Below are 18,760 nucleotides of genomic sequence, written 5' to 3'. Positions count from 1 at the left end.
GCGCGCTGGCGTAAGGCGCAAATCGGGCTAGTTTCGTGACGTCACAAGGAAGCCCGCATGACCCTCGCCTTCGCGCCGCCCAAACCGCCCTATGCCAATTATAGCGGCGTCGGCAAATTGAAGCTGTCCGACTACTGGACCTATTTCCAGGCGATGCAGCGCAATCCCCTGGAAGTCTGGGGCGAGCATCATTTCTCGATCCGGCTGGCGCCCTTTCGCTTTCTCGGCCGCTCCAACCTGCTGCTCAACGATCCGGCAGCCATCCACCAATGCTTCGTCTCCGACGCCGGCAATTTCATCATGAACCCGCTACGACAGGCGGTGCTGCGTCCCTTCCTGCGGGATGGTTTGCTGACCGCAGAGGGCGATGTCTGGAAGACCGCCCGCAAGGCCGTTTCGCCGGTCTTCACGCCACGCAAGGTAAACGGGTTCGCGCCGCTAATCCGCGACGTGTGCGAGTCCGCCGCGACGCGACTGGTAGACAAGGCCGGTGAGACGATCAGCGTCTCGGACCTGATGGTCGAGCTGACGCTGGACGTGCTGATGGAAACACTGTTTTCCGGCGACGAAGCCCTCGACAAGGCGCGCTTCACCCGCGGCATCTGTGATCTCCTGGAAATCTCCGGTCTCCCGCACCCGTTCGACCTGATGCACCTGCCCGGCTGGCTTCCGCGCATCGGCCAGGGCAAGTCGCGCCAGGTGATCCGTGACTTGCGCGATCAGGTCGGCGCCGTCGCCGCCGCCCGCCGCGCCGCCCCCTCGCCAGAGGCTGCCGGTCGTACACCCGACTTCCTCGACCTGCTGCTGGGCGCCGGGCTGGACGATACTGCCGTCATTGACAATCTCCTGACCTTCCTCGCCGCCGGCCACGAGACCACCGCACGCAGCCTCGCCTGGACGCTTTACCTCCTGTCACGCGACACCAAGACCCGCGACCGGGTCGAAGCCGAAATCGACGCCGCACCGCTGGCCGATACCGACCCCGCCGCCTGGTCGGGCCTGCTGCCCTTCACCGAGGCCGTGTTGAAGGAGAGCCTGCGCCTCTACCCGCCGGCGCCGATGCTGACGCGGACCTCGAAAGCCTGGAGCCTGGTGGCCGGTCTGCCGGTGCCCGCCGGCACCGACATACTGGTCTCGACCTGGCTCCTGCATCGCCAGCGCGACATCTGGCAACAGCCGGACGAATTCCGTCCCGACCGCTTCCTTGGCGAGGCCGCCGCCGCCATTCCGCGCGATGCCTACCTGCCCTTCGGGCTGGGGCCTCGCGTGTGTATCGGTGCCCGTTTTGCGATGATGGAGATGGTGATCGTAATGGCATGCCTGTCCAAGCGCCTGCGTCTCGACTTCGCCGGCGAGCGCGACCCGGTGCCGGTGATGCGCATCACACTGCAGCCGGACACCGGCATGCCGATGACTGTCCAGCCGCGCTAGCGCTGGAAGCGCAGGCGTACATTCACCGATGGCACCGATTGCGAGTCGCGACTGAGCTGATCGAGTGCCACCCCGTCGAGCGTTTCGACACGGCTGACGCCGGCTCGGTCACGACCGGTGCGCAGGGACAGGCGCAGATAGGCGGCGCGGCGAATTTCCCATTCTGACCAGATGTCGGCATGTATGCCTTCGGCACGGTCCAGCGTGTTGACGAGGATCGGTGCATTGCCCGACTGGCGGACCCCGTCGAACACGTAAATCCTGTCTTCGCGATCACCGCGCCAGCGCGTGGCAATGCCGGACCGCCAGCCCGGCGCGTGTCGCCACTCGCCATCCAGCTCGACACTGAGACCATTGGCCTCCTTGCGAATTTCCGTCAGCCAGTAATGCATGGCCGGAGCCTTGTCCTCGACTTTGGCGGCCACGACATAGCGCCCGTCGGACCATTCCTGACGCAAGCCAAGACGGACGTGATGATCGCGATGGCCCGACGTGGTGCGGGCAAAGCCCTGCAAGGGATCCAGGCGGTCCGACCAGCGCCGCGTCGCCATGCCCTCGACACTCAACCCATCCAGGCCGAACCGCGTGAGATCGAACTCGAACTCGGCGGTCAGCTGATCAATGCTCTCCGGTCCGACATTGGCCGGGCGAACGCTGCCATCGCCATCCAGGACATTGGCGACCGGATTGTCCGTGCGCCGAGCGGCCGCCTCGAGACGCAACAGGTCGCGTTCGCCGAAACGGCGCTCCAGCGTGACGCGATGGACCCAGTCGCGTTGCGGTTCCAGCGTCGAGGCGCCCGCCGTGTTGAGGGCGTTGTCCAGATCCGTCGAGGCGAGGAATTGGTCGAGATTGAGCTGACCGACCTCACGTTCCGTGCTCAGGCGCAGCGTCCAGGCTTCCAGCAGGGTCCAGTTGAGATCGGCCCGCGGTGCGATATCGGTCAGGCTGAGCGAAGCACCACCCTGGTTCGAACTTTCCAGCGAGAATTGCTCGACGCGACCGCCAACCGTGGCTGTAACCGTCGAGGATGGTGTCCAGGTCGCAGACGCCAATACCGCCGACCGAGTCTCCTCGACCCGCGCATCGGCGCCATCAATCGCCTGCTCGACCCCGTCAATCGACGCCGAGGAGGCCCCTTCAAGCGTATTGCTGGCCCAGGTGACGCCCGTCTCGGCGGTCAGCCTATCGATTGGCCGCCAGCGCAGATCAGCCCGGGCCGCGGTCTCACTTGTTTCGCGCAGCGAGGCGGAACGGCTGCGTGACCCGCCAGAGAACAGGCTGTCACTGGCGACCGTTTCGCCCTGACGTCGCGTCACCAGCCCGATCATCTGCAATCGCCGGGTGAGGATATGGCGCCAGCGCGCCGAACCGAAACGGGCGACCGAAGACGACTCCCCTGTTTCGATCAACCCACCCGCGGCCTGCGCCTCGGTGGTGGGCTCACCCGTGTCTTCCCGGCGCTCGGTGGACAGGGTGAATTCAAACTCATTCGCCTCGTCCAGTTCGAACCGGGCCATCGCCTGCCAGTTGCGCCGCGTCCGTGTCGTCAACTCGTCAACCGAGGCTCGTGCGAAGGGTTCGTCGGCCGTCGACGCCCGCACTTCAGCGAAGTCGATGCGGCTCTCGTCCAGCCCATCAATGCGCGCTTCCAGTTCGAGACGCCCACCACTCAGCGAGGCCACCAGCTCACCACTATTGCGTTCACCGCCATTGCCGCGCTGCTCCAGCTCGATCCGACCATCGGTGCGAGCGGCGCTGCGCTGGGTTGTCACGATATTGAGCAGGACGGGATAGCCCTGCATATCGACATCGCGGGCGCCGGCATCGATCAATTCCAGCCGCACCACGTCCCCGACCCGGATGGCGCGAACGCGGCTTTCAACCGAGCCGCCACCGCGGGGTGGCCGGCGACCGTCAATCAGGACATTGCCCTGCGCGCCGGACAGGCCGCGGACATTGTCGCCACCATTGAGGCTGAAGCCGGGCAATTGCCAAACCATGTCCAGGGCGTTGCGCGGCAGATATTCGCGGAAGGAGGCCGGCGTGTAGACGGCAACCCCGGTTTCTGCCGCTGCGGCGGGTTCAACATCGGCGCCGTCTGCCAGGGCCGGTACGCTCGACAGCCCAGCCAGGATCAGTCCGGCTGCGACCGGAAGCTTGTGCCAGTTCTGTTGCGTCACCACCCGCCCCCTCCAACAAAATCAAACGGCAAGATCGCTGAATTTTGTTAGAAAAGAACGAGGATTGACCGGAAAATCCAGCTTGTCCGGTGAGAAATTGCAGCGCAATTCTCCCTTGCGCAACCGGATGCAGGCTTAATCTTCCGGATACTGGAAAACCGCGTCCAATCCGACCTTGAAGACACGGGCGATCTTGAAGGCGACCTCGAGCGAGGGCGAGTATTTGCCCTGCTCGATGGCAATGATGGTCTGCCGCGTCACACCGACCTGCCTGGCCAGCTCGGCCTGGGTCATCTCGCCAGCGTGAAAGCGCAGGGTGCGGATCTCATTGATGATGGGGGTGGGTTTGGCCATGTCTCACACACCTCCCCGATAGCTCATCCATTTCACCAACATGCTCGTCAGGCCGGCCAGCATGGCGCCCACAAAGAGGGTATTCGCGGCCCAGAACGGATCGAAGTCCAGCACCAGCAAGATCAAGGCAATGAAGGCAACAGCATGCATGGCATGCCCACCCCAGGCGTCGCCGCGCCGTTCGATCACGTCATCGCGCTCATCATCCAGCACATCCGCCTCGACGAGTTCTTCCCGGCTGGCGATGGCAGCCCGGATACTGTCGGCAATCAGGGTGACCACGAAGATCACCACCGCAATCATCATCTCCCCCTTCCAGGACACGTCGTCCAACGGCCCGCTGGTGAGTTGCGGCACAACCCGGATGAGATACCAGCCCAAGGCCAGGATGGTGCCGATCGCGGCGGCGCGGTTCAGTTTTTCGAGGAAACCGGACATCACACACCCCGCCGATAATCGACCAGCTTGGACACGCCCTTGACCAGCTCGCTGGCGACCAGGCCGGCCAGGATCAGATTGGCGATCAGGTGGTAGGGCTGCGCGGTCATTGCCGACGCCATCGCCGCCAGGGCAAACAGGGCCAGCACGAAACCGCCGCGCTGGTCACCGCGCATCTCGACCAGCTTGTCACGCTCGTCGGCGTCCTCATTGGCCTGCGACGGGGCCGAAATTGCGATCGCGATATTGGCGACGATGGAGGCCAGGATGATAATGCCGACCGTGACCAGCATCTTGGTATTGGTCAGGTCGAGCGCGTCCTCAGGACTCATCGCTCCGCCGAACAGGACACCGGCTGAGGTCGCGAAGTACCAGGCATAGACACCGCCGGTCAGCAGCAGCATGGCGATATTGCTTTTCTCGTGAAAACTCATGTCAAATACTCCATTCTCTGTGTCTGATTTTTTTGACATGACGTTATGTAAGAAGGATCGGACTTTATGTCAAATTTTTCTTACATTTTGTGAGAAAAAGAAGACCCGCATGGCGGGCCTTCCAGTCAAATCAACCTGTTACCAGCTCGCCCGCCAGCGCTTTTTCGATCAGCTTGATGGTCTCGCCAACGCCGTAAATGGCGACGAAGGAGCCAAATCGCGGTCCCTGTGACTGGCCGAGCAGGACTTCATAGAGGGCCTGGAACCAGTCACGCAGATTGTCGAATTCCTGCGTCTTGCCAGCGGCAAACACCTCGTCCTGGATCTTGGCAGCGTCACGCTCGCCGGCATCCATCGCGCGAAGGCGGGACAAGAGATCCTCCATCGCTGCCCGCTCCATGTCGGTGGGTGCGCGGAAGGATTTGGTTGGCTTCACGAAGTCCTGGAAATACTGCACGGCAAAGCCGGCCAGCTGGTCGAGCAGCGGATGGCTGGCCGGCGAGGCGCCTTCGACATAACGACCGATAAAGCCCCACATCACGTCTGTGCTATGGGCCGAGGCGGCCGAGGCGAGATTGAGCATCAGGGCAAAGGAAATCGGCGAGGTATCCGTTGGCGGATTGCTGTCATGGATATGCCAGGCCGGATTTTCCAACTGCTTGTCCGGCGTCTGGCCGGCATAGGCCGCCAGATGCTGCATATACTCATCAACCGCCTTGGGAATGACGTCGAAATACAGGCGCTTGGCCGTCTTCGGCTTGACGAAATTATAGTAGGAGAGGCTCTCCGCCGGGGCATATTTCAGCCAGTCCTCGACTGACAGGCCATTGCCCTTGGACTTGGAGATCTTCTCGCCCTTCTGGTCGAGGAAGAGTTCGTAGACAAATTGCGTCGGCGGCTCGGCACCGAGGATCTTGCAGATGCGCGAATAGATCGGCGCATTGGTCTGGTGGTCCTTGCCGAACATCTCGAAATCAACGCCCAGGGCGGCCCAGCGCATGCCGAAATCGGGCTTCCACTGCAGCTTCACATGGCCACCGGTGACCGGCAGCGTGGTCTCGGTCCCGTCCTCATCGTCAAAGGTGATCGTGCCAGCCGCTGCATCGACGGCCTTCATCGGCACATAGAGGACCCGGCCCGTCTTCGGCGAAATCGGCAGGAAAGGCGAATAGGTCGCCTGGCGTTCCGCCCCCAGCGTCGGCAGCATCACCGCCATGATGTCGTCATAGCGTTCGGCGGCACGGCGCAGCATCGCGTCATAGGCGCCGGACTTGTAGAGCTCGGTCGCCGACTGGAAGGTGTAGGTGAAGCCGAACCCGTCGAGAAATCCGCGCAGGCGGGCATTCATGTGGGCGCCGAAACTCTCATGCGTGCCGAACGGGTCGGGCACCACAGTCAGCGGTTCCTGCAGGTGCTGGTTCAGCATGTCCTGCTGCGGCAGGTTGTCGGGCACCTTGCGCATGCCGTCCATATCGTCGGAGACACAGATCAGCTGCGGCTCATAGGCCCCGCCGGTCAGCGCATCGAAAGCGCGCAGCACCATGGTGGTGCGCACCACCTCGCCAAATGTGCCCATGTGCGGAAGCCCCGACGGGCCATAGCCGGTCTCGAACACGACCGGCCCGGATTTTCGCCCCAGCTTGTCCAGACGCTTCTTGAGCAGGCGCGCTTGTTCAAACGGCCAGGCCTTCGCGTTTTGGGCAAGATCGGAAACAGACATCCCGGGCAACTTTCTCATGCATGTGGACAGGAGCTCGCGAGGTAGAGGGGAAGGGCGGCAGGGTCAAGCTGGCGGGGCTTGGCAGCGATGGCCTTTTCGACGCGGCTGCGCTTAACTCGCGCGGAAGATGCAGGACAAGAGCGCCAAACCCATGCTGACCAAGGAAGAACGCCAGGCCGCGATCAAAGCGGCAGACGAGGAATGGTGGAAGGGCTGGTGGGCGGCGGATTATAGCTGGGAGGGGTTGGGACGGCTGGACGAGGATGGCGATCCGGTCCATCCGTGGATTGGTTGGTCGGTACAGGAAGGCACCGAGGCCAAGACGAAAACCCTGATCGAGACCAGCCACGCCACGGCTTCGGCACGGCCTGCCAACTTGCAGGACTATTTCCGCTGGGATGCCGCGTCCCGGCGTTGGCGTGGGGACAAGCGGCTGATCGCGGACGGCGTCCTGATCGAAACACCAAGCCAACCGCGCTTTCACATCCTGCATTTGCCCGAACGCTGGAAAGACGGATCGGAAAGCTGGAAAATTGATCCCGCGCATCCGTTGTGGACAGCTCTCACCGATGAATTGGAGCGCCTGTTCAGTCATACGAAATCTTGCGATATCCATACAGATGGCTTTGAAAAAGGGTCACTCAAGGGCGCGGATCACCGGGCCCAGCTGACCGGCGCCCATCTTCGCGCCCTGCCCCGCCCTCCCACCCACCCTGAACACCCTGATACCGACCGCGCCCGATCGACCAATAGCGATGCGCCCGGGGCAAACCCACAGGCCGACCCACCCGGTGCTTACAATCTGGCCGCCCGTCACACCCGCTGGCTCGAACATCTGCATCTGGGAAACGCCCGCTTTGACTCCCCTGCGAACTTCAGCCAAGCGCAGTTCTCCGGCGGATACGCTAACTTCTATAAAGCGCAATTCTCCGGCGGAGACGCTTACTTCAATCAAGCGCAATTCTCCGGCGGAGACGCTTTCTTCTGGAAAACGCAATTCTCCGGCGGAGACGCTTACTTCAATCAAGCGCAATTCTCCGGCGGATACGCTGACTTCTCAGACGCGCAATTCTCCGGCGGAGACGCTTACTTCAATCAAGCGCAATTCTCCGGCGGGTACGCTGACTTCTCAGACGCGCAATTCTCCGGCGGAGACGCGAACTTCGACAAAATAAACGCAAAGCATGAGTGCCGTTTTATTGAGGCCCAATTCGAGAAGGCCACCTATTTTCGGGATTGCACGTTCGAGGGTGGTGTCCGATATGGCGACGCCTTTCAGTTTGGCTTGCGCGACACTGCCGTCCGGTCCGGCGCCCGCTTTGATGCGGAACTCAGCTTCCGCGGTTCGACCTTCCATGCCCTCGCGGATTTTGCTCGCTGCCGCTTTCCCGAACAGGCTGAACACCGCAATGGCGCGCTGGAAGGGGCGCGCTTTCATGAGACGGTGGATTTCAAAGGTGTGGAACACCTGCCCTTCTCCGCCTTTCAGGGCGCCATCTTCGATCAGGGCGTGCTGATCGGCTCGGACCACCCCAAGAATGCCGACTTCCACCGCGCCCGCAACGAAACAGAAGCGACTGTTCGCCGCGATACGGATATCCTCGCCGATCCATCCTACGACGCCAACAAGGATGGTGATCGCGACAGGCGGGGCCGCGACGCCCGCTTTGCCGCGCTGGAGAAGGGCTGCCTCGTCCTCAAACACGCCATGGCGCGCGGCAGTGACCGGCAGCGCGAGCAGGCCTTTCACCGGATGGAGTTGAAGGCGCGGGAAAGACGGCCGGTCTACTGGATCAAGCAGAAGCCGGAAACCCAGATCTCCATTTTCTCCAATCTCGCCTCACGATTTTACGGCCTCGTTGCCGACTATGGCGCCTCGTCGTCGCGGCCGCTGCTTGCCCTGCTCGCCACGGCCATAATCTTCTTCCTACTCTACACGATGATCGCCCTCGGCCTGCTGAGCCAGGATACGAACCAGCTCTGGCCCGATCCGGACCCAGCCTTGAACCGCGCCAGCCTGGCCGCTCTGGAACTGGCCCTGACCAACATGCTCGGCCCGCTCAAATTCGCCCTGACCGACAGCCAGCCCTTCGCCGCGATGACAGCGGACGCACCGGCCACGCGATTGCTGCTGGGCCTGCTGTCGGCGGGGCAATCGCTGATCTCGCTGATCCTCCTCTTTCTCTCCGCCCTCGCCCTGCGCCGGAAATTCCAGATCAACTAGGCACGCTTCCCCTCTCCCTTGGGAGAGGGGCAGGGTGAGGGGGAAATCCCGATGATGGCGGGCTGATCCCCCTCATCCGCCCTTCGGGCACCTTCTCCCACGGGAGAAGGACTGAAGACGGCACCCCACACCACAAACCCGTCACCCAAAAGCCACACTTCGCACCGATCCAACCCAGACGTGTCGATTTCGCCTTGAACGCGAAGTCGGACGGCGTCATAAGCCGCCTCCCGTTAGCCCCGCTCGGGACCGGCCCATCCGGTCCTGCGCACAAGAAGAGACGATCATGAACCCAGTTCAGACCCGATATCGCCTCTCCCGCCCGGCCCTTTGGCCGGCGGTGGTTGTGCGCGCGGAGGATGACGCTTCCACCCGGTAGACTGGCCCCACAGTCCCGGTTGTTGGCCCTCCCGAGCGCCCGCTCGAGGAGGGTTTTTTGTGTTCTGCGCCGCTCTCCCCCCATGGCGGCCGGAATGCAAACCCAGGGAGGGAGCGCGACCCCCGACGCGCTCCCTCCCGTATTGGGGCAGTCGCGGGTCGCCACAACACTGCGGCGCTAGCCTGCCACCTCGTCCAGCGACCAGCCCGCCTTGCCGCTGAACTTGCGGGCGAGGAGATGGATGAACAGGCCGACCGGTCCGAACAGGAAAGTCAGGATGAGGGCCGGCGTCACGATCCAGCGGCCCAGGCCGATCCGCCGGGCATCGCGGCTTATCCAGGCACCAACGAAAAGATCAAAGACCAGGAAATGGACCCAGCCGGTCAGCAAGCCGACCGGGTGCGAGAACAGGGCCTGGACAGCGGCCAGGCTGGACATGCCGGCCTCCGGGTCGGACTGGCCGAAACCGATCCCCAGCGTCAGGAAGCTCAGATAGATCGCAGCAAGGACAAGCGGGATCAATGCGCAGTGAACCAGGCGCTGTGTCCATGACCAACCAGGTGCGAGGATCAGCAGGGCCCAAGCCGGCACAACGGACAGGTTGAGCACGGTGTAAAGGGTGTCATAGCTCATCACGAACTCCTTCCGCGATGGATAGGGGCGAACCGGACTACTTCATCCAGATTCGCGATCGGCTCCACCCTTGTTACTGACTGACTGGTCAGTTATAAACAATCTCATGACCTCCGCTCCCAAACGACGACGCCGCCCTGACGCCCGCCCCGACGAGATCCTCGACGCCGCCCTCGCCGTGTTTTCGGCCAAGGGGTTTGCCGCGGCGCGCGTGGAGGACATTGCCCGGGAGGCCGGCCTGTCGAAGGGGGCGGTCTATCTCTACTTTGCCTCCAAAGAGGCCATGCTGAACGGCTTGGTCGAACAATCCGCCGGCGAGCTGGCCAAGGGTGCCGAGCGGCTGGTCGCGCTGGGCGCACCGCAGGACCCGGAAACCGCTTTTCGCGGTCTTCTGCGCATGCTCTTCACGGCCATGGGCGATCCGGACATCAATGCCGCGCCGCGCCTGGTCTTCGCCGAGGCCGGCCGCTTCCCGGAGATCGCTGCCCATTACCGCAGCCAGGTCCTGGATGTGGCTCGCCGTGCCTTGCGGGCGCTCCTTGCGGCGGGTGTCGAGAGCGGAGCTTTCCGGGATGTCGATGCTGACGCCTTCATGCGCGCCACGGGCGGGCCCGGCATCGCGCATATGGCGCTGACCTCGATTTTCGGCTTCCCGCCCGACCAGCTCACGGATCCAGCCGAGATGGCCGACGCCCTGGCTGACATTCTCCTCAATGGTCTCAAGCCGCGAGTTCCCGCCTTATGACCCGACTTCGCACGCTTGCCCTCCTTCTGGCCCTGCCCCTGGGACTCACCGCCTGCAGTGCGGAAACGGACACCACGCTGCACGGCTATGCCGAAGGCGACTTCATCCGCATCGCACCCCAGCAGCCCGGCCAGCTCATCGACACAGCCGCGCGCGAGGGCGATCGGGTGAGTGAGGGCGACGAGCTCTTTCGCCAGGACGCCACGGCCGAGATCGCGGCCCTCGCATCCGCTACCGCCCGCATCGATGCCGCCACTGCGCGCTATGATGATGCCCTCGCCGGCGCCCGTGACCCGGAAATCGAGGCCGCGCGGGACTTGTTGCGCCAGGCCCTGGCCGCCCAGAACGACGCCGCGCATTCGCTTGAGCGCAGCCAGGCCCTCTTTGCCGACGGCCATATCTCCCAGGCCCGACTGGACACTGTCCGGGCTGCCGCGACAGCGGCGGATGCCCGGGTCGATGAAATGCGCCAGCGGCTCAACATTGTGCGCCTGCCCGCCCGGGCCGATCAGTTGCGCGCCCTGCAAGCCGAGATCGCCGGCGCCGAAGCCGACCGCGATGCCGCCCTCTACCGGCTGGAGCAGCGCACGACCCGCGCTCCGGTCGATGCGCGCATCCATCGCCAATTGCGTTTTGGCGGCGAACAGGCAGGACCCAGCGCGCCGGTCTATGACCTCCTGCCCGACGACGCCGTGCATGCCGTGATCTTCATCCCGGAACCCGCCCTGGCCAGCCTGCCGGTCGGAACCCGGCTTCGGGTGAGCTGTGATGCCTGCCCGACCGGTCTCGAGGTGGCCATTGCGACGATCGACGACGAAGCCGAATTCACCCCACCCATCCTCTATTCCGACAATGAGCGGGCGCGTCTGGTCTATCGCGCTGAAGCCCGCTTCGCGTCTGATCCGCCCCCACCCGGTACCCCGCTCTTTCTTGAGCCCGCACAATGAGTGACGCTCTCGCCATCGACGTGCAGGGATTGAGCAAGTCTTTCGGCGGTACCCGGGTCGTCGATGGGTTCGACATGGCTGTCCCGCCCGGGAAGATCTATGGCTTTCTGGGCCCCAACGGGTCCGGCAAGACGACCACGATCCGGATGATGTGCGGCCTGTTGAAGCCCGATGGTGGCGGCGGCACGGCGCTCGGCCTCGACATCATCCGCCAGAGCCGGGAGATCAAGGCACGGGTCGGCTATATGACCCAGCGCTTCTCGCTCTATGGCGATCTGACCGTGCGCGAAAACCTGACCTTCATGGCGCGGCTGCATGCCCTGCCCAAGGTGCGTGATGTCGTCGACCGGGCGCTCAACGAATGTGATCTGGCGCCACGCGCAAAACAGCTGGCCGGCAATCTCTCCGGCGGCTGGAAACAACGCCTGGCCCTCGCCGCCGCCTCGCTGCACCAGCCCGGTCTCTTGCTCCTCGACGAACCGACCGCGGGCGTTGACCCCAAGGCGCGGCGCGACTTTTGGGACCGGATCCGGCGACTGGCCAAGCAGGGCGTTACGGTGCTGGTCTCGACCCATTACATGGATGAGGCGGTGCAATGCGACAATATCGCTTTCATCGCCTATGGCCGAAAGCTGATCGACGCCCCCGCGGGTGAGATCCCGTCGCGCATCGGCCTGCACACGATCCGCATTGAAGGTCCCGGCCTGCAGCCGGTTTATGACACGCTGGAACAGGATCCGGGTGTCGAGCAGATCGCGCGCTTTGGCGCCGCCCTGCACATTTCCGGCCGCGATGCCGACGCACTGGCCGCCGCCGCGCAGCCCTATGACGGGCGCGACGGGCTGAGCGTGAGCGCGGCCAAGACCGGGCTGGAAGAAGCCTTCATCTGGTTGATGAGCGGTGCGGAGGACAATTTCCAGTGACGAGTCTCACGCCATGAAGTCCCTGTCCCGCATCCTGGCCATCCTGGGCAAGGAATTCATCCAGATGCTGCGCGACCGGCTGACCTTCGGCATGATGGTCGGCATTCCGGTGATGCAGCTCTTGCTGTTCGGCTATGCCATCAATACCGATCCGCGCCATCTGCCGACCCTTGTGGAGATGGGGGATAATGGCCCGGCCAGCCGCGCCATCCTGCAGGCCATGGAGATATCGGCGTATTTCGACATTGTCGGGACGGTCGCGCCGGGTGCCTCGGTTGAGAACGCCATGCGCGACGGTGAGGCTGTCTTCATCGTCACCATTCCGCCCGGCTTCGAACGCGCCCTCGCGCGCGGCGAGCGGCCGCAAATCCTGCTCGATGTCGATGCCACAGACCCCGTGGCGGCCGGGGCTGGCAGCGGCGCTTTCGCCACCATCGTCCAGCAAGCACTGGAACCCATGCTGGGCGACCTGTCTCCTCCCGTCGAAACCGTGATTCACCGTCGCTATAATCCGGCCGGGCGGACCGCGCTGAATATCGTGCCGGGACTTCTTGGCATCATCCTGACCATGACCATGGCGATGATGACCTCGATGGCGCTGACCCGCGAGGCCGAGCGCGGCACGCTGGAGGCCCTCCTCTCCACCCCGACCCGGCCGCACGAGGTGATGATCGGCAAGATCACGCCCTATGTCGTGGTCGGCTTCATCCAGGTGGCAATCATGCTGCTGGGTGCCCGCTTGCTGTTCGACGTGCCCTTTGAGGGTTCGCCGCCGGCCTTCCTGGTCGCAGTCTCGCTCTTCATCCTGGTCAATCTGGCGCTGGGCTTTTTGTTCTCGACCGTGGCGCGCAGCCAGATGCAGGCGATGCAACTGACCTTCTTTGCCTTCCTGCCCTCCATCCTCCTGTCCGGTTTCATGTTTCCCTTCGCCGCCATGCCGCAGTGGGCACAAGCGTTGGGACAGATCATCCCGGCCACGCATTTCATCCGGGCGGTTCGCGCGATCATGCTGAAGGGCGCCGGACTGGATCACGTCTGGCCCCAGATCTGGCCGCTTCTGGTGATCTTCACGGCGATCGCAGCGGTGGCGATGCTGCGCTACCGCCGGACGCTGGACTGAGTGGGCAGGCGCTAACCCGCCCACTCATCATCGAAAATGCTCTCGATCGGTTCGCCGAACAGGCGGGCCAGTTTGAAGGCGAGCGGCAGGGACGGGTCGTACTTGCCGGTCTCCAGCGCGTTGACGGTCTGGCGGGAGACGTCGAGATGGTCGGCCAGCACCTGCTGGCTCCACCCCTTCTCGCCGCGCAAGTCCTTGAGCCGGTTCTTCATCGCACCTGGACCTGCTGGACGGCGGCTGCAAGAGAGTGCACGACGGCCGCCAACGGAAACAGCATGGTCATGTTGAGCGGTTCCATGATCCCGTAGATCTCGGCCACCCCGAAGACCGCGCTGAACAGGAGCATCGCCAGCATTGCGATCGCCGCCGCGCGGACCTGCATGCGCGCCAGCATCTCGTCGATCGAGCGCACATAGCGAATGACTTCATAGCCATAGACCAGTAGCGGCAGACAGGTCAGCGCCACCAATGGCCAGGCCGAAATGGCGTCCCAACCATTGAGCGAAGGGTTCAACACCTTGTCGATGGCAACGAGAATGGCGGTGAAGGCGATCATCGCCACGAAAGTCCGCCAGAAATAGCGACGGGTCACCGAGGCCTGTTTTTCACTTGCACTCATGACACGTCCTTTTCGTCGCCGCTGGCCAACAGCGAGATAATGCGGGCAATCGCCATCACGCCGAGAATGAACACCGTCAGGCCGGCCATTTTCATCTCCGGGGACAAACCACCGATAACGTCCCGCACCATGTCCAGCGAGGGACCGACCATGCCGGCCAGAAAGATCGCGGGCAGAAAGACCACGGCAAACAGGGCCAGAGAGACCAGGCTGGGCGGGTCGCCCGCATCTCCAAAATCCTTCATCCAGTCACGCATCGTCATGAAAACCTCCTTCACGCTTGTAAAGTGACCTTGACTATGTGGCGTAAAGGAAACTTGTCGTCAAGGGTGCCTTACAATCGAATGCGAAAAGAAAGGCGCCCGGTTGCCCTGAGCGCCTCTCTTCCGACCGTATAAAATGCGCCTACTCCGCAGGCTCATCGACCTTGTTCGGCTGTTTCGTCACCCGCAGATAGGGCTTGATCTTGTTGTAGCCGGCCGGGAAGAGCTTGTCGGCTTCGGCGTCCGAGATCGACGGCACGACGATCACGTCCTGGCCATCTTCCCAATTGACCGGGGTGGCGACCTTGTAGCCGTCGGTCAGTTGCAGGCTGTCGATCAGGCGCAGCACTTCATTGAAATTCCGGCCGGCGCTGGGCGGATAGGTGAAGGTGGCGCGGATCTTCTTGTTCGGATCGATGATGTAGACCGAACGCACGGTCAGCTTGGGATCGGCATTGGGATGGATCATCGAGTAGAGCTCGGACACGGAGCGATCCGTATCGGCGATGATCGGGAAGTTCATCCGGACATTCTGGGTTTCCTCAATGTCCTTGATCCAGCCCTTGTGGTCCTCGACGCTGTCCACCGACAGCGCGATCGCCTTGGCGCCGCGCTTGGCAAACTCGTCCTTCAGCCTGGCGGTAAAGCCCAGCTCGGTTGTGCAGACAGGGGTATAGTCGGCCGGGTGGGAGAAGAAGATCACCCAGTCATCGCCGATCCAGTCGTGAAAACTGATCGGTCCGTCACTCGTCTCGGCTTGGAAATTCGGGGCGATATCGCCCAACAGCAGGCCCATGGCTTTCTCCTCGGTTCAAAACGCGATGAAACTGGCCTAGGAGTAGGTGCGCCTTGTCGGTCGGGAGATCAAGCCCTGTTCCGCCCGGCACGCCCGACTTTGCAACAGCCGGACCTGGCCTGAAACAGCGGACGCCATGACTGCCACATTGATCCTTATGCGACATGCCAAGGCCGTCGACCGGCTGGAAGCGGAAGATGATTTCCAGCGCGGACTGACACCGCGCGGCCGCCGCGATGCCGGTGATGCCGGAGAGGCATTGGCGGCGCTCGGCATCAGCGCCGACATCGCCCTTGTGTCGCCCGCTTGGCGCACGCGTCAGACCTTCGACCAGCTGGTCCCGCAAATCGGTTCACCGAAAATGGACGACCCGATGGTGCTCTACCACGCCTCGACCGACATGCTGGAACGGGCCACGCGCGACGTATTGGCGCCGGGACGGAGCGTCCTTCTGGTCGGCCATAATCCGGGCATTGGCGGCTTTGCCCACAAGCTGGCCCAGCTGTGCGGCGCGACCCGCGATCTTCCGTCCGGCTACCCCACCGCGACGGCCAGCGTGTTCGAACTGACCGATTGTGATCTGCGCCAGCCGCACTTCGTGACCTGCAGCAATCCCAAGACGTAATGCCAAATGATTCGCGTTAAAGGTGCAGCCATGCTTGTATGCGCCCATGGGAGGCAGTGGGGATCTTTGCACCATGGCGATGCTGGACGACGAAACCCGCGTTCGCACGCGACCGCGAACCGTTGCAAGGCGTGACTCCGTAACATCAACCTTCCGGCCTTGGCGCCCCCAAGGCGGACACGCCTTCCGGCCCACACGACTGGCGCGGCCGCCGGCACGACTGGCGCACCTGTGGCGGGATCACGCCGCTTGTGGCCTGCCATGCCGGGCGCCCGAGCTGAGTGCTTTTGGCCGGGTGTCGCACGGCCTCGCTACAGCAAGCCTCGCCGGACTTGTCGGCAGCCTGATCCTGTTTCTGCTCGCCCCTGGCCTCGCCTTGTCGCTCGCCAGCTGCCTTGTCTGCGCATTGTTCGCGGCACTGATCGGCCTGCGGCTCGCTGCCAGTGTCGTGGCACCACGCTGGCAAGCGGCGCCGACGCTTCCGGACACAGACCTGCCGACCGCCTGCGTCATGGTCGCACTTTATGATGAAGCGGCCGTCCTGCCACAGCTTGCCGCCAGCCTGCTCGCAATCGATTATCCGCCCGACCGGGTCAGCTTCAAATTGGTACTGGAAGCCGGGGATGGCGAGACCCTGCATGTCGCACGCGCCTTGGCGCTGGATGACCGGTTCGAGATCATCATTGTGCCGCCGGGCCATCCGCGCACCAAGCCGCGCGCGCTCAATTACGCCCTGCGCCTGTGCCGCAGCGAACTGGTCACCGTGCACGATGCCGAGGACAGGCCTGACCCCGGTCAGCTGCGCCGGGCTGCGGAAGTCTTTGCCGCCGGCAACGCCCGACTGGCCTGTATCCAGGCCCCGCTGAACTGGTTCAACCGCAACGAAACCTGGCTGACGCGCCAATTCGCACTGGAATACGCCGCCCATTTCCACGCCCTCCTGCCGCTTTATCAACGCATGGGATGGCCACTGCCGCTGGGTGGAACCAGCAATCATTTCCGCCGCGACGCGCTGATCCGGGTCGGCGGATGGGATGCCTGGAATGTCACCGAAGACGCCGATCTCGGCTTGCGCCTGCATGCCGCCGGCTATCGTTGCGGCCTGATTGCGCCGATGACGATGGAAGAAGCCCCGCTGCGCCTGGCACCATGGGTCACGCAGCGCACCCGCTGGATCAAGGGTTATGCCCAGACGCTGGCTGTGCTCGCGGCCCGCCCCGACACACCCTGGAGACAGGTCTGGCCCGGCGCCCTCGTCCTGGGCGGCGCCGCCTTGTCGGCACTGATCCACGGTCCGCTGAGCCTGGTCTGCATCGCGGCGCTCGCGCTCGCCCCGGCCGCCTGGCCCGACAGCCTGGCGGCCCTGGCCTTCATGCTGACCGGCTATGCCAGTGCCCTCACATGCGCCACCATCGCGATGCGCCGCGCCGGACTGCGCCTGCGGGTCCGTGATCTGGCGATCATGCCCGGCTATTGGCTGTTGCAAACGCTTGCGGCGGCACGGGCCTTGCGTCAACTCCTGACCAACCCACATCACTGGGAGAAAACCGAACACGGCCTGAGCGCCATGACGGGGCGGCCATGTACCTCTCACTCACCCCCACACTCATCGGCCTTGCCGCCTGCATCGGCGCCTTCTTCCTCGCGCGTTGGCGCGCCGGACAGCCGGTCCGCCCCGAACGCGGGCCCCGCCTCATCCCCTGGACGCTGATCGCCATTCTCGCCGCGGCAATCGCCATCGTGATGGTGGCACACCTGGTGGAGCTGGCCGGCATGGACCCGGCGGCGTTCCGGCCTCAGCGCTAGGCTGGAACGAAATGTGTAGCGCTCAAAGCCCCGGCCAGGTCCACTCAACGACATAGGCGAGGACGACCGCCATCACCACGCCGAGCGCAAAGCGGGACAGCGCGACCGCCAGCCGCATTTTGTGCGCAACATGGTCCCGAATTTGCGCGGCCGCCGCCTCCGCCGACACCGTCACCAGACGGCCGATCAGATGGTTGTCTCGCGCGCTCAAGGCCTCGATCTGGCGCTCAATCCGGGCTTGTTCCTTCTCGAGCATTTCGACGTCCTTGCCGAGCTCGATGATGCGGTCCCGGACCTCATCCCAACTGGAAAGGCTGTCCCAGGCCGATTTGGCCAGCGGTTGCACAAAGCGAACATTCGCGCCTCCCGCCAGCAGGCTCAAGCCGGCAAGCGCCAGCCCGCCCACCGCCTTGCCAACCTTCTTGGCCCGCGTCCAATTGCGATCATCATAGGAGGCTTGCAGCTCATCCTGGATACTCTTGAGTTCGCTGATCGCAGCCGACTGCGTCTCCTTGGCCGACTGTAGCTCAACGACCCAACGCAAGCGTTTCCGGACTGAAGACCTGATTGTCTGCGCCGTCCACACCGCGCGCAAAAACGGCCCGATGGCAAACAGTACGAGCGTGGCAACTTCAACGACAAGCAGCGATGGATGCCAATCCAGCCAGTCACCGAGATATGCGGCAAGCGGGACGACCGCAATTTCGTGCCACGCGACCACGATCCTGTCGACGACATCGGCGACCTGCCCAAGCTGGCTGAGCCAATCTTCGACCACCGACAGAACGGCATTGGAAAAGTCGCGCCGCACCACAAGCGTCAGTGCGGTCAGCAGGGTCGCGGTGAATGTGAGATAGCCCAGCATCGTGCGAAATGCGCCAAGCGCTGTCGAGATCACCTGCGAAATCCCGCGCCGTATCGCCTGTGCCGCAGTCGTTGCTGACATTGGACACTCCTCAAAACCACCACAATGAAAGATAGGCTACACGCCTTATGTGACGGCTCTGCCCGGCGGGTCGACGGAAACGGGCGCAGGGACTGGAGCGGGTGAAGGGAATCGAACCCTCGTCGTAAGCTTGGGAAGCTTCTGCTCTACCATTGAGCTACACCCGCGACACCG

The 18,760-nt window shown here is 63.6% G+C and carries 19 protein-coding genes and 1 tRNA gene; 8 read left to right on the top strand and 12 right to left on the bottom strand.

What is annotated here, in order from left to right:
* Positions 1 to 57: 57 nt before the first annotated feature.
* Entirely contained in the window at positions 58 to 1,431 is a 1,374-nt protein-coding gene (locus AWH62_RS02060; RefSeq protein WP_075188778.1) for a cytochrome P450, read from the top strand.
* On the opposite strand, the gene AWH62_RS02055 is transcribed toward AWH62_RS02060, so the two are convergent.
* The 5 genes from AWH62_RS02055 to AWH62_RS02035 form a co-directional block, all read right to left on the bottom strand.
* Positions 1,428 to 3,617 carry a TonB-dependent siderophore receptor gene (locus AWH62_RS02055; protein WP_075188777.1) on the bottom strand — a complete coding sequence of 730 codons (2,190 nt, stop codon included), beginning with the start codon at positions 3,615 to 3,617 and terminating at the stop codon, positions 1,428 to 1,430. The two genes, AWH62_RS02060 and AWH62_RS02055, sit on opposite strands and share 4 nt — an antisense overlap.
* Positions 3,618 to 3,749: 132 nt before the next feature.
* Positions 3,750 to 3,968 (bottom strand): helix-turn-helix transcriptional regulator, encoded by a 219-nt coding sequence (locus AWH62_RS02050; RefSeq protein WP_075188776.1) that lies wholly within the window; start codon positions 3,966 to 3,968, stop codon positions 3,750 to 3,752.
* Positions 3,969 to 3,971: 3 nt separating this feature from the next.
* Entirely contained in the window at positions 3,972 to 4,406 is a 435-nt protein-coding gene (locus tag AWH62_RS02045; RefSeq protein WP_075188775.1) for a hypothetical protein, read from the bottom strand.
* Entirely contained in the window at positions 4,406 to 4,840 is a 435-nt protein-coding gene (locus AWH62_RS02040) for a hypothetical protein (RefSeq protein ID WP_075188774.1), read from the bottom strand. Before AWH62_RS02040 ends, AWH62_RS02045 begins: the two co-directional genes overlap by 1 nt.
* Before the next feature lie 130 nt (positions 4,841 to 4,970).
* A complete protein-coding gene (locus AWH62_RS02035; RefSeq protein ID WP_198928853.1) occupies positions 4,971 to 6,560 on the bottom strand; it encodes a lysine--tRNA ligase in 1,590 nt (529 codons plus the stop codon).
* A 151-nt stretch (positions 6,561 to 6,711) separates the two neighbouring features.
* Between AWH62_RS02035 and AWH62_RS02030 the strand changes: the two genes are divergently transcribed.
* Positions 6,712 to 8,784, top strand: a complete 2,073-nt coding sequence (locus tag AWH62_RS02030) for a pentapeptide repeat-containing protein (RefSeq protein WP_158025535.1) — start codon at positions 6,712 to 6,714, stop codon at positions 8,782 to 8,784.
* A gap of 556 nt (positions 8,785 to 9,340) precedes the next feature.
* Here the strand turns inward: AWH62_RS02030 and AWH62_RS02025 are convergent.
* Complete coding sequence (locus AWH62_RS02025) at positions 9,341 to 9,796, bottom strand: ABA4-like family protein (protein ID WP_075188771.1); 456 nt, start codon at positions 9,794 to 9,796, stop codon at positions 9,341 to 9,343.
* A gap of 106 nt (positions 9,797 to 9,902) precedes the next feature.
* On the opposite strand from AWH62_RS02025, the gene AWH62_RS02020 reads away from it, so the two are divergent.
* The 4 genes from AWH62_RS02020 to AWH62_RS02005 are packed head-to-tail and all read left to right on the top strand — an operon-like array spanning position 9,903 to position 13,531.
* Positions 9,903 to 10,541, top strand: coding sequence for a TetR/AcrR family transcriptional regulator (locus tag AWH62_RS02020; RefSeq protein ID WP_075188770.1), 639 nt, complete (start codon positions 9,903 to 9,905; stop codon positions 10,539 to 10,541).
* Positions 10,538 to 11,488, top strand: a complete 951-nt coding sequence (locus AWH62_RS02015) for an HlyD family secretion protein (protein ID WP_075188769.1) — start codon at positions 10,538 to 10,540, stop codon at positions 11,486 to 11,488. The genes AWH62_RS02020 and AWH62_RS02015 overlap by 4 nt, the downstream gene beginning before the upstream one ends.
* On the top strand, positions 11,485 to 12,411 hold the full coding sequence (locus AWH62_RS02010) for an ABC transporter ATP-binding protein (RefSeq protein ID WP_075188768.1): 927 nt from the start codon (positions 11,485 to 11,487) through the stop codon (positions 12,409 to 12,411). Before AWH62_RS02015 ends, AWH62_RS02010 begins: the two co-directional genes overlap by 4 nt.
* A gap of 13 nt (positions 12,412 to 12,424) precedes the next feature.
* Positions 12,425 to 13,531, top strand: coding sequence for an ABC transporter permease (locus AWH62_RS02005; RefSeq protein ID WP_075188767.1), 1,107 nt, complete (start codon positions 12,425 to 12,427; stop codon positions 13,529 to 13,531).
* 11 nt (positions 13,532 to 13,542) lie between these two features.
* On the opposite strand, the gene AWH62_RS02000 is transcribed toward AWH62_RS02005, so the two are convergent.
* The 4 genes from AWH62_RS02000 to AWH62_RS01985 form a co-directional block, all read right to left on the bottom strand.
* On the bottom strand, positions 13,543 to 13,743 hold the full coding sequence (locus tag AWH62_RS02000) for a helix-turn-helix transcriptional regulator (RefSeq protein WP_075188766.1): 201 nt from the start codon (positions 13,741 to 13,743) through the stop codon (positions 13,543 to 13,545).
* The gene (locus tag AWH62_RS01995) at positions 13,740 to 14,150 is read right to left on the bottom strand and encodes a hypothetical protein (RefSeq protein WP_075188765.1); all 411 of its coding nucleotides are present in this window, start codon (positions 14,148 to 14,150) and stop codon (positions 13,740 to 13,742) included. Before AWH62_RS01995 ends, AWH62_RS02000 begins: the two co-directional genes overlap by 4 nt.
* The gene (locus AWH62_RS01990; protein ID WP_143742865.1) at positions 14,147 to 14,413 is read right to left on the bottom strand and encodes a hypothetical protein; all 267 of its coding nucleotides are present in this window, start codon (positions 14,411 to 14,413) and stop codon (positions 14,147 to 14,149) included. The genes AWH62_RS01995 and AWH62_RS01990 overlap by 4 nt, the downstream gene beginning before the upstream one ends.
* 142 nt (positions 14,414 to 14,555) lie before the next feature.
* Positions 14,556 to 15,209, bottom strand: coding sequence for a peroxiredoxin (locus AWH62_RS01985; RefSeq protein ID WP_075188763.1), 654 nt, complete (start codon positions 15,207 to 15,209; stop codon positions 14,556 to 14,558).
* A gap of 136 nt (positions 15,210 to 15,345) precedes the next feature.
* On the opposite strand from AWH62_RS01985, the gene AWH62_RS01980 reads away from it, so the two are divergent.
* Both AWH62_RS01980 and AWH62_RS01975 read left to right on the top strand, forming a co-directional pair.
* Complete coding sequence (locus AWH62_RS01980; RefSeq protein WP_083634916.1) at positions 15,346 to 15,834, top strand: histidine phosphatase family protein; 489 nt, start codon at positions 15,346 to 15,348, stop codon at positions 15,832 to 15,834.
* 295 nt (positions 15,835 to 16,129) lie between these two features.
* A complete protein-coding gene (locus AWH62_RS01975) occupies positions 16,130 to 17,545 on the top strand; it encodes a glycosyltransferase (RefSeq protein WP_075188761.1) in 1,416 nt (471 codons plus the stop codon).
* 117 nt (positions 17,546 to 17,662) lie between these two features.
* Here AWH62_RS01975 and AWH62_RS01965 read toward each other — a convergent pair whose 3' ends face one another.
* Both AWH62_RS01965 and AWH62_RS01960 read right to left on the bottom strand, forming a co-directional pair.
* Entirely contained in the window at positions 17,663 to 18,586 is a 924-nt protein-coding gene (locus AWH62_RS01965; protein ID WP_075188760.1) for a hypothetical protein, read from the bottom strand.
* 93 nt (positions 18,587 to 18,679) lie between these two features.
* Positions 18,680 to 18,753 (bottom strand) — tRNA-Gly (locus AWH62_RS01960).
* Between the last annotated feature and the right edge of the window lie 7 nt (positions 18,754 to 18,760).

It is taken from the genome of Maricaulis sp. W15, from assembly GCF_001924955.1.
GTDB classification, from domain to species: Bacteria; Pseudomonadota; Alphaproteobacteria; order Caulobacterales; family Maricaulaceae; genus Maricaulis; species Maricaulis maris.
Note: the sequence above shows the minus strand (reverse complement) of the source record. Positions and strands in the feature narration are given on the sequence as shown.

Excerpts from the sequence above, each read along its gene's own strand:
- AWH62_RS02060 (WP_075188778.1), top strand. The coding sequence starts at position 58 with ATGACCCTCGCCTTCGCGCCGCCCAAACCGCCCTATGCCAATTATAGC.
- AWH62_RS02050 (WP_075188776.1), bottom strand. The coding sequence starts at position 3,968 with ATGGCCAAACCCACCCCCATCATCAATGAGATCCGCACCCTGCGCTTT.
- AWH62_RS02045 (WP_075188775.1), bottom strand. The coding sequence starts at position 4,406 with ATGTCCGGTTTCCTCGAAAAACTGAACCGCGCCGCCGCGATCGGCACC.
- AWH62_RS02040 (WP_075188774.1), bottom strand. The coding sequence starts at position 4,840 with ATGAGTTTTCACGAGAAAAGCAATATCGCCATGCTGCTGCTGACCGGC.
- AWH62_RS02035 (WP_198928853.1), bottom strand. The coding sequence starts at position 6,560 with ATGTCTGTTTCCGATCTTGCCCAAAACGCGAAGGCCTGGCCGTTTGAA.
- AWH62_RS02030 (WP_158025535.1), top strand. The coding sequence starts at position 6,712 with ATGCTGACCAAGGAAGAACGCCAGGCCGCGATCAAAGCGGCAGACGAG.
- AWH62_RS02025 (WP_075188771.1), bottom strand. The coding sequence starts at position 9,796 with ATGAGCTATGACACCCTTTACACCGTGCTCAACCTGTCCGTTGTGCCG.
- AWH62_RS02020 (WP_075188770.1), top strand. The coding sequence starts at position 9,903 with ATGACCTCCGCTCCCAAACGACGACGCCGCCCTGACGCCCGCCCCGAC.
- AWH62_RS02015 (WP_075188769.1), top strand. The coding sequence starts at position 10,538 with ATGACCCGACTTCGCACGCTTGCCCTCCTTCTGGCCCTGCCCCTGGGA.
- AWH62_RS02010 (WP_075188768.1), top strand. The coding sequence starts at position 11,485 with ATGAGTGACGCTCTCGCCATCGACGTGCAGGGATTGAGCAAGTCTTTC.
- AWH62_RS02005 (WP_075188767.1), top strand. The coding sequence starts at position 12,425 with ATGAAGTCCCTGTCCCGCATCCTGGCCATCCTGGGCAAGGAATTCATC.
- AWH62_RS02000 (WP_075188766.1), bottom strand. The coding sequence starts at position 13,743 with ATGAAGAACCGGCTCAAGGACTTGCGCGGCGAGAAGGGGTGGAGCCAG.
- AWH62_RS01995 (WP_075188765.1), bottom strand. The coding sequence starts at position 14,150 with ATGAGTGCAAGTGAAAAACAGGCCTCGGTGACCCGTCGCTATTTCTGG.
- AWH62_RS01990 (WP_143742865.1), bottom strand. The coding sequence starts at position 14,413 with ATGACGATGCGTGACTGGATGAAGGATTTTGGAGATGCGGGCGACCCG.
- AWH62_RS01985 (WP_075188763.1), bottom strand. The coding sequence starts at position 15,209 with ATGGGCCTGCTGTTGGGCGATATCGCCCCGAATTTCCAAGCCGAGACG.
- AWH62_RS01980 (WP_083634916.1), top strand. The coding sequence starts at position 15,346 with ATGACTGCCACATTGATCCTTATGCGACATGCCAAGGCCGTCGACCGG.
- AWH62_RS01965 (WP_075188760.1), bottom strand. The coding sequence starts at position 18,586 with ATGTCAGCAACGACTGCGGCACAGGCGATACGGCGCGGGATTTCGCAG.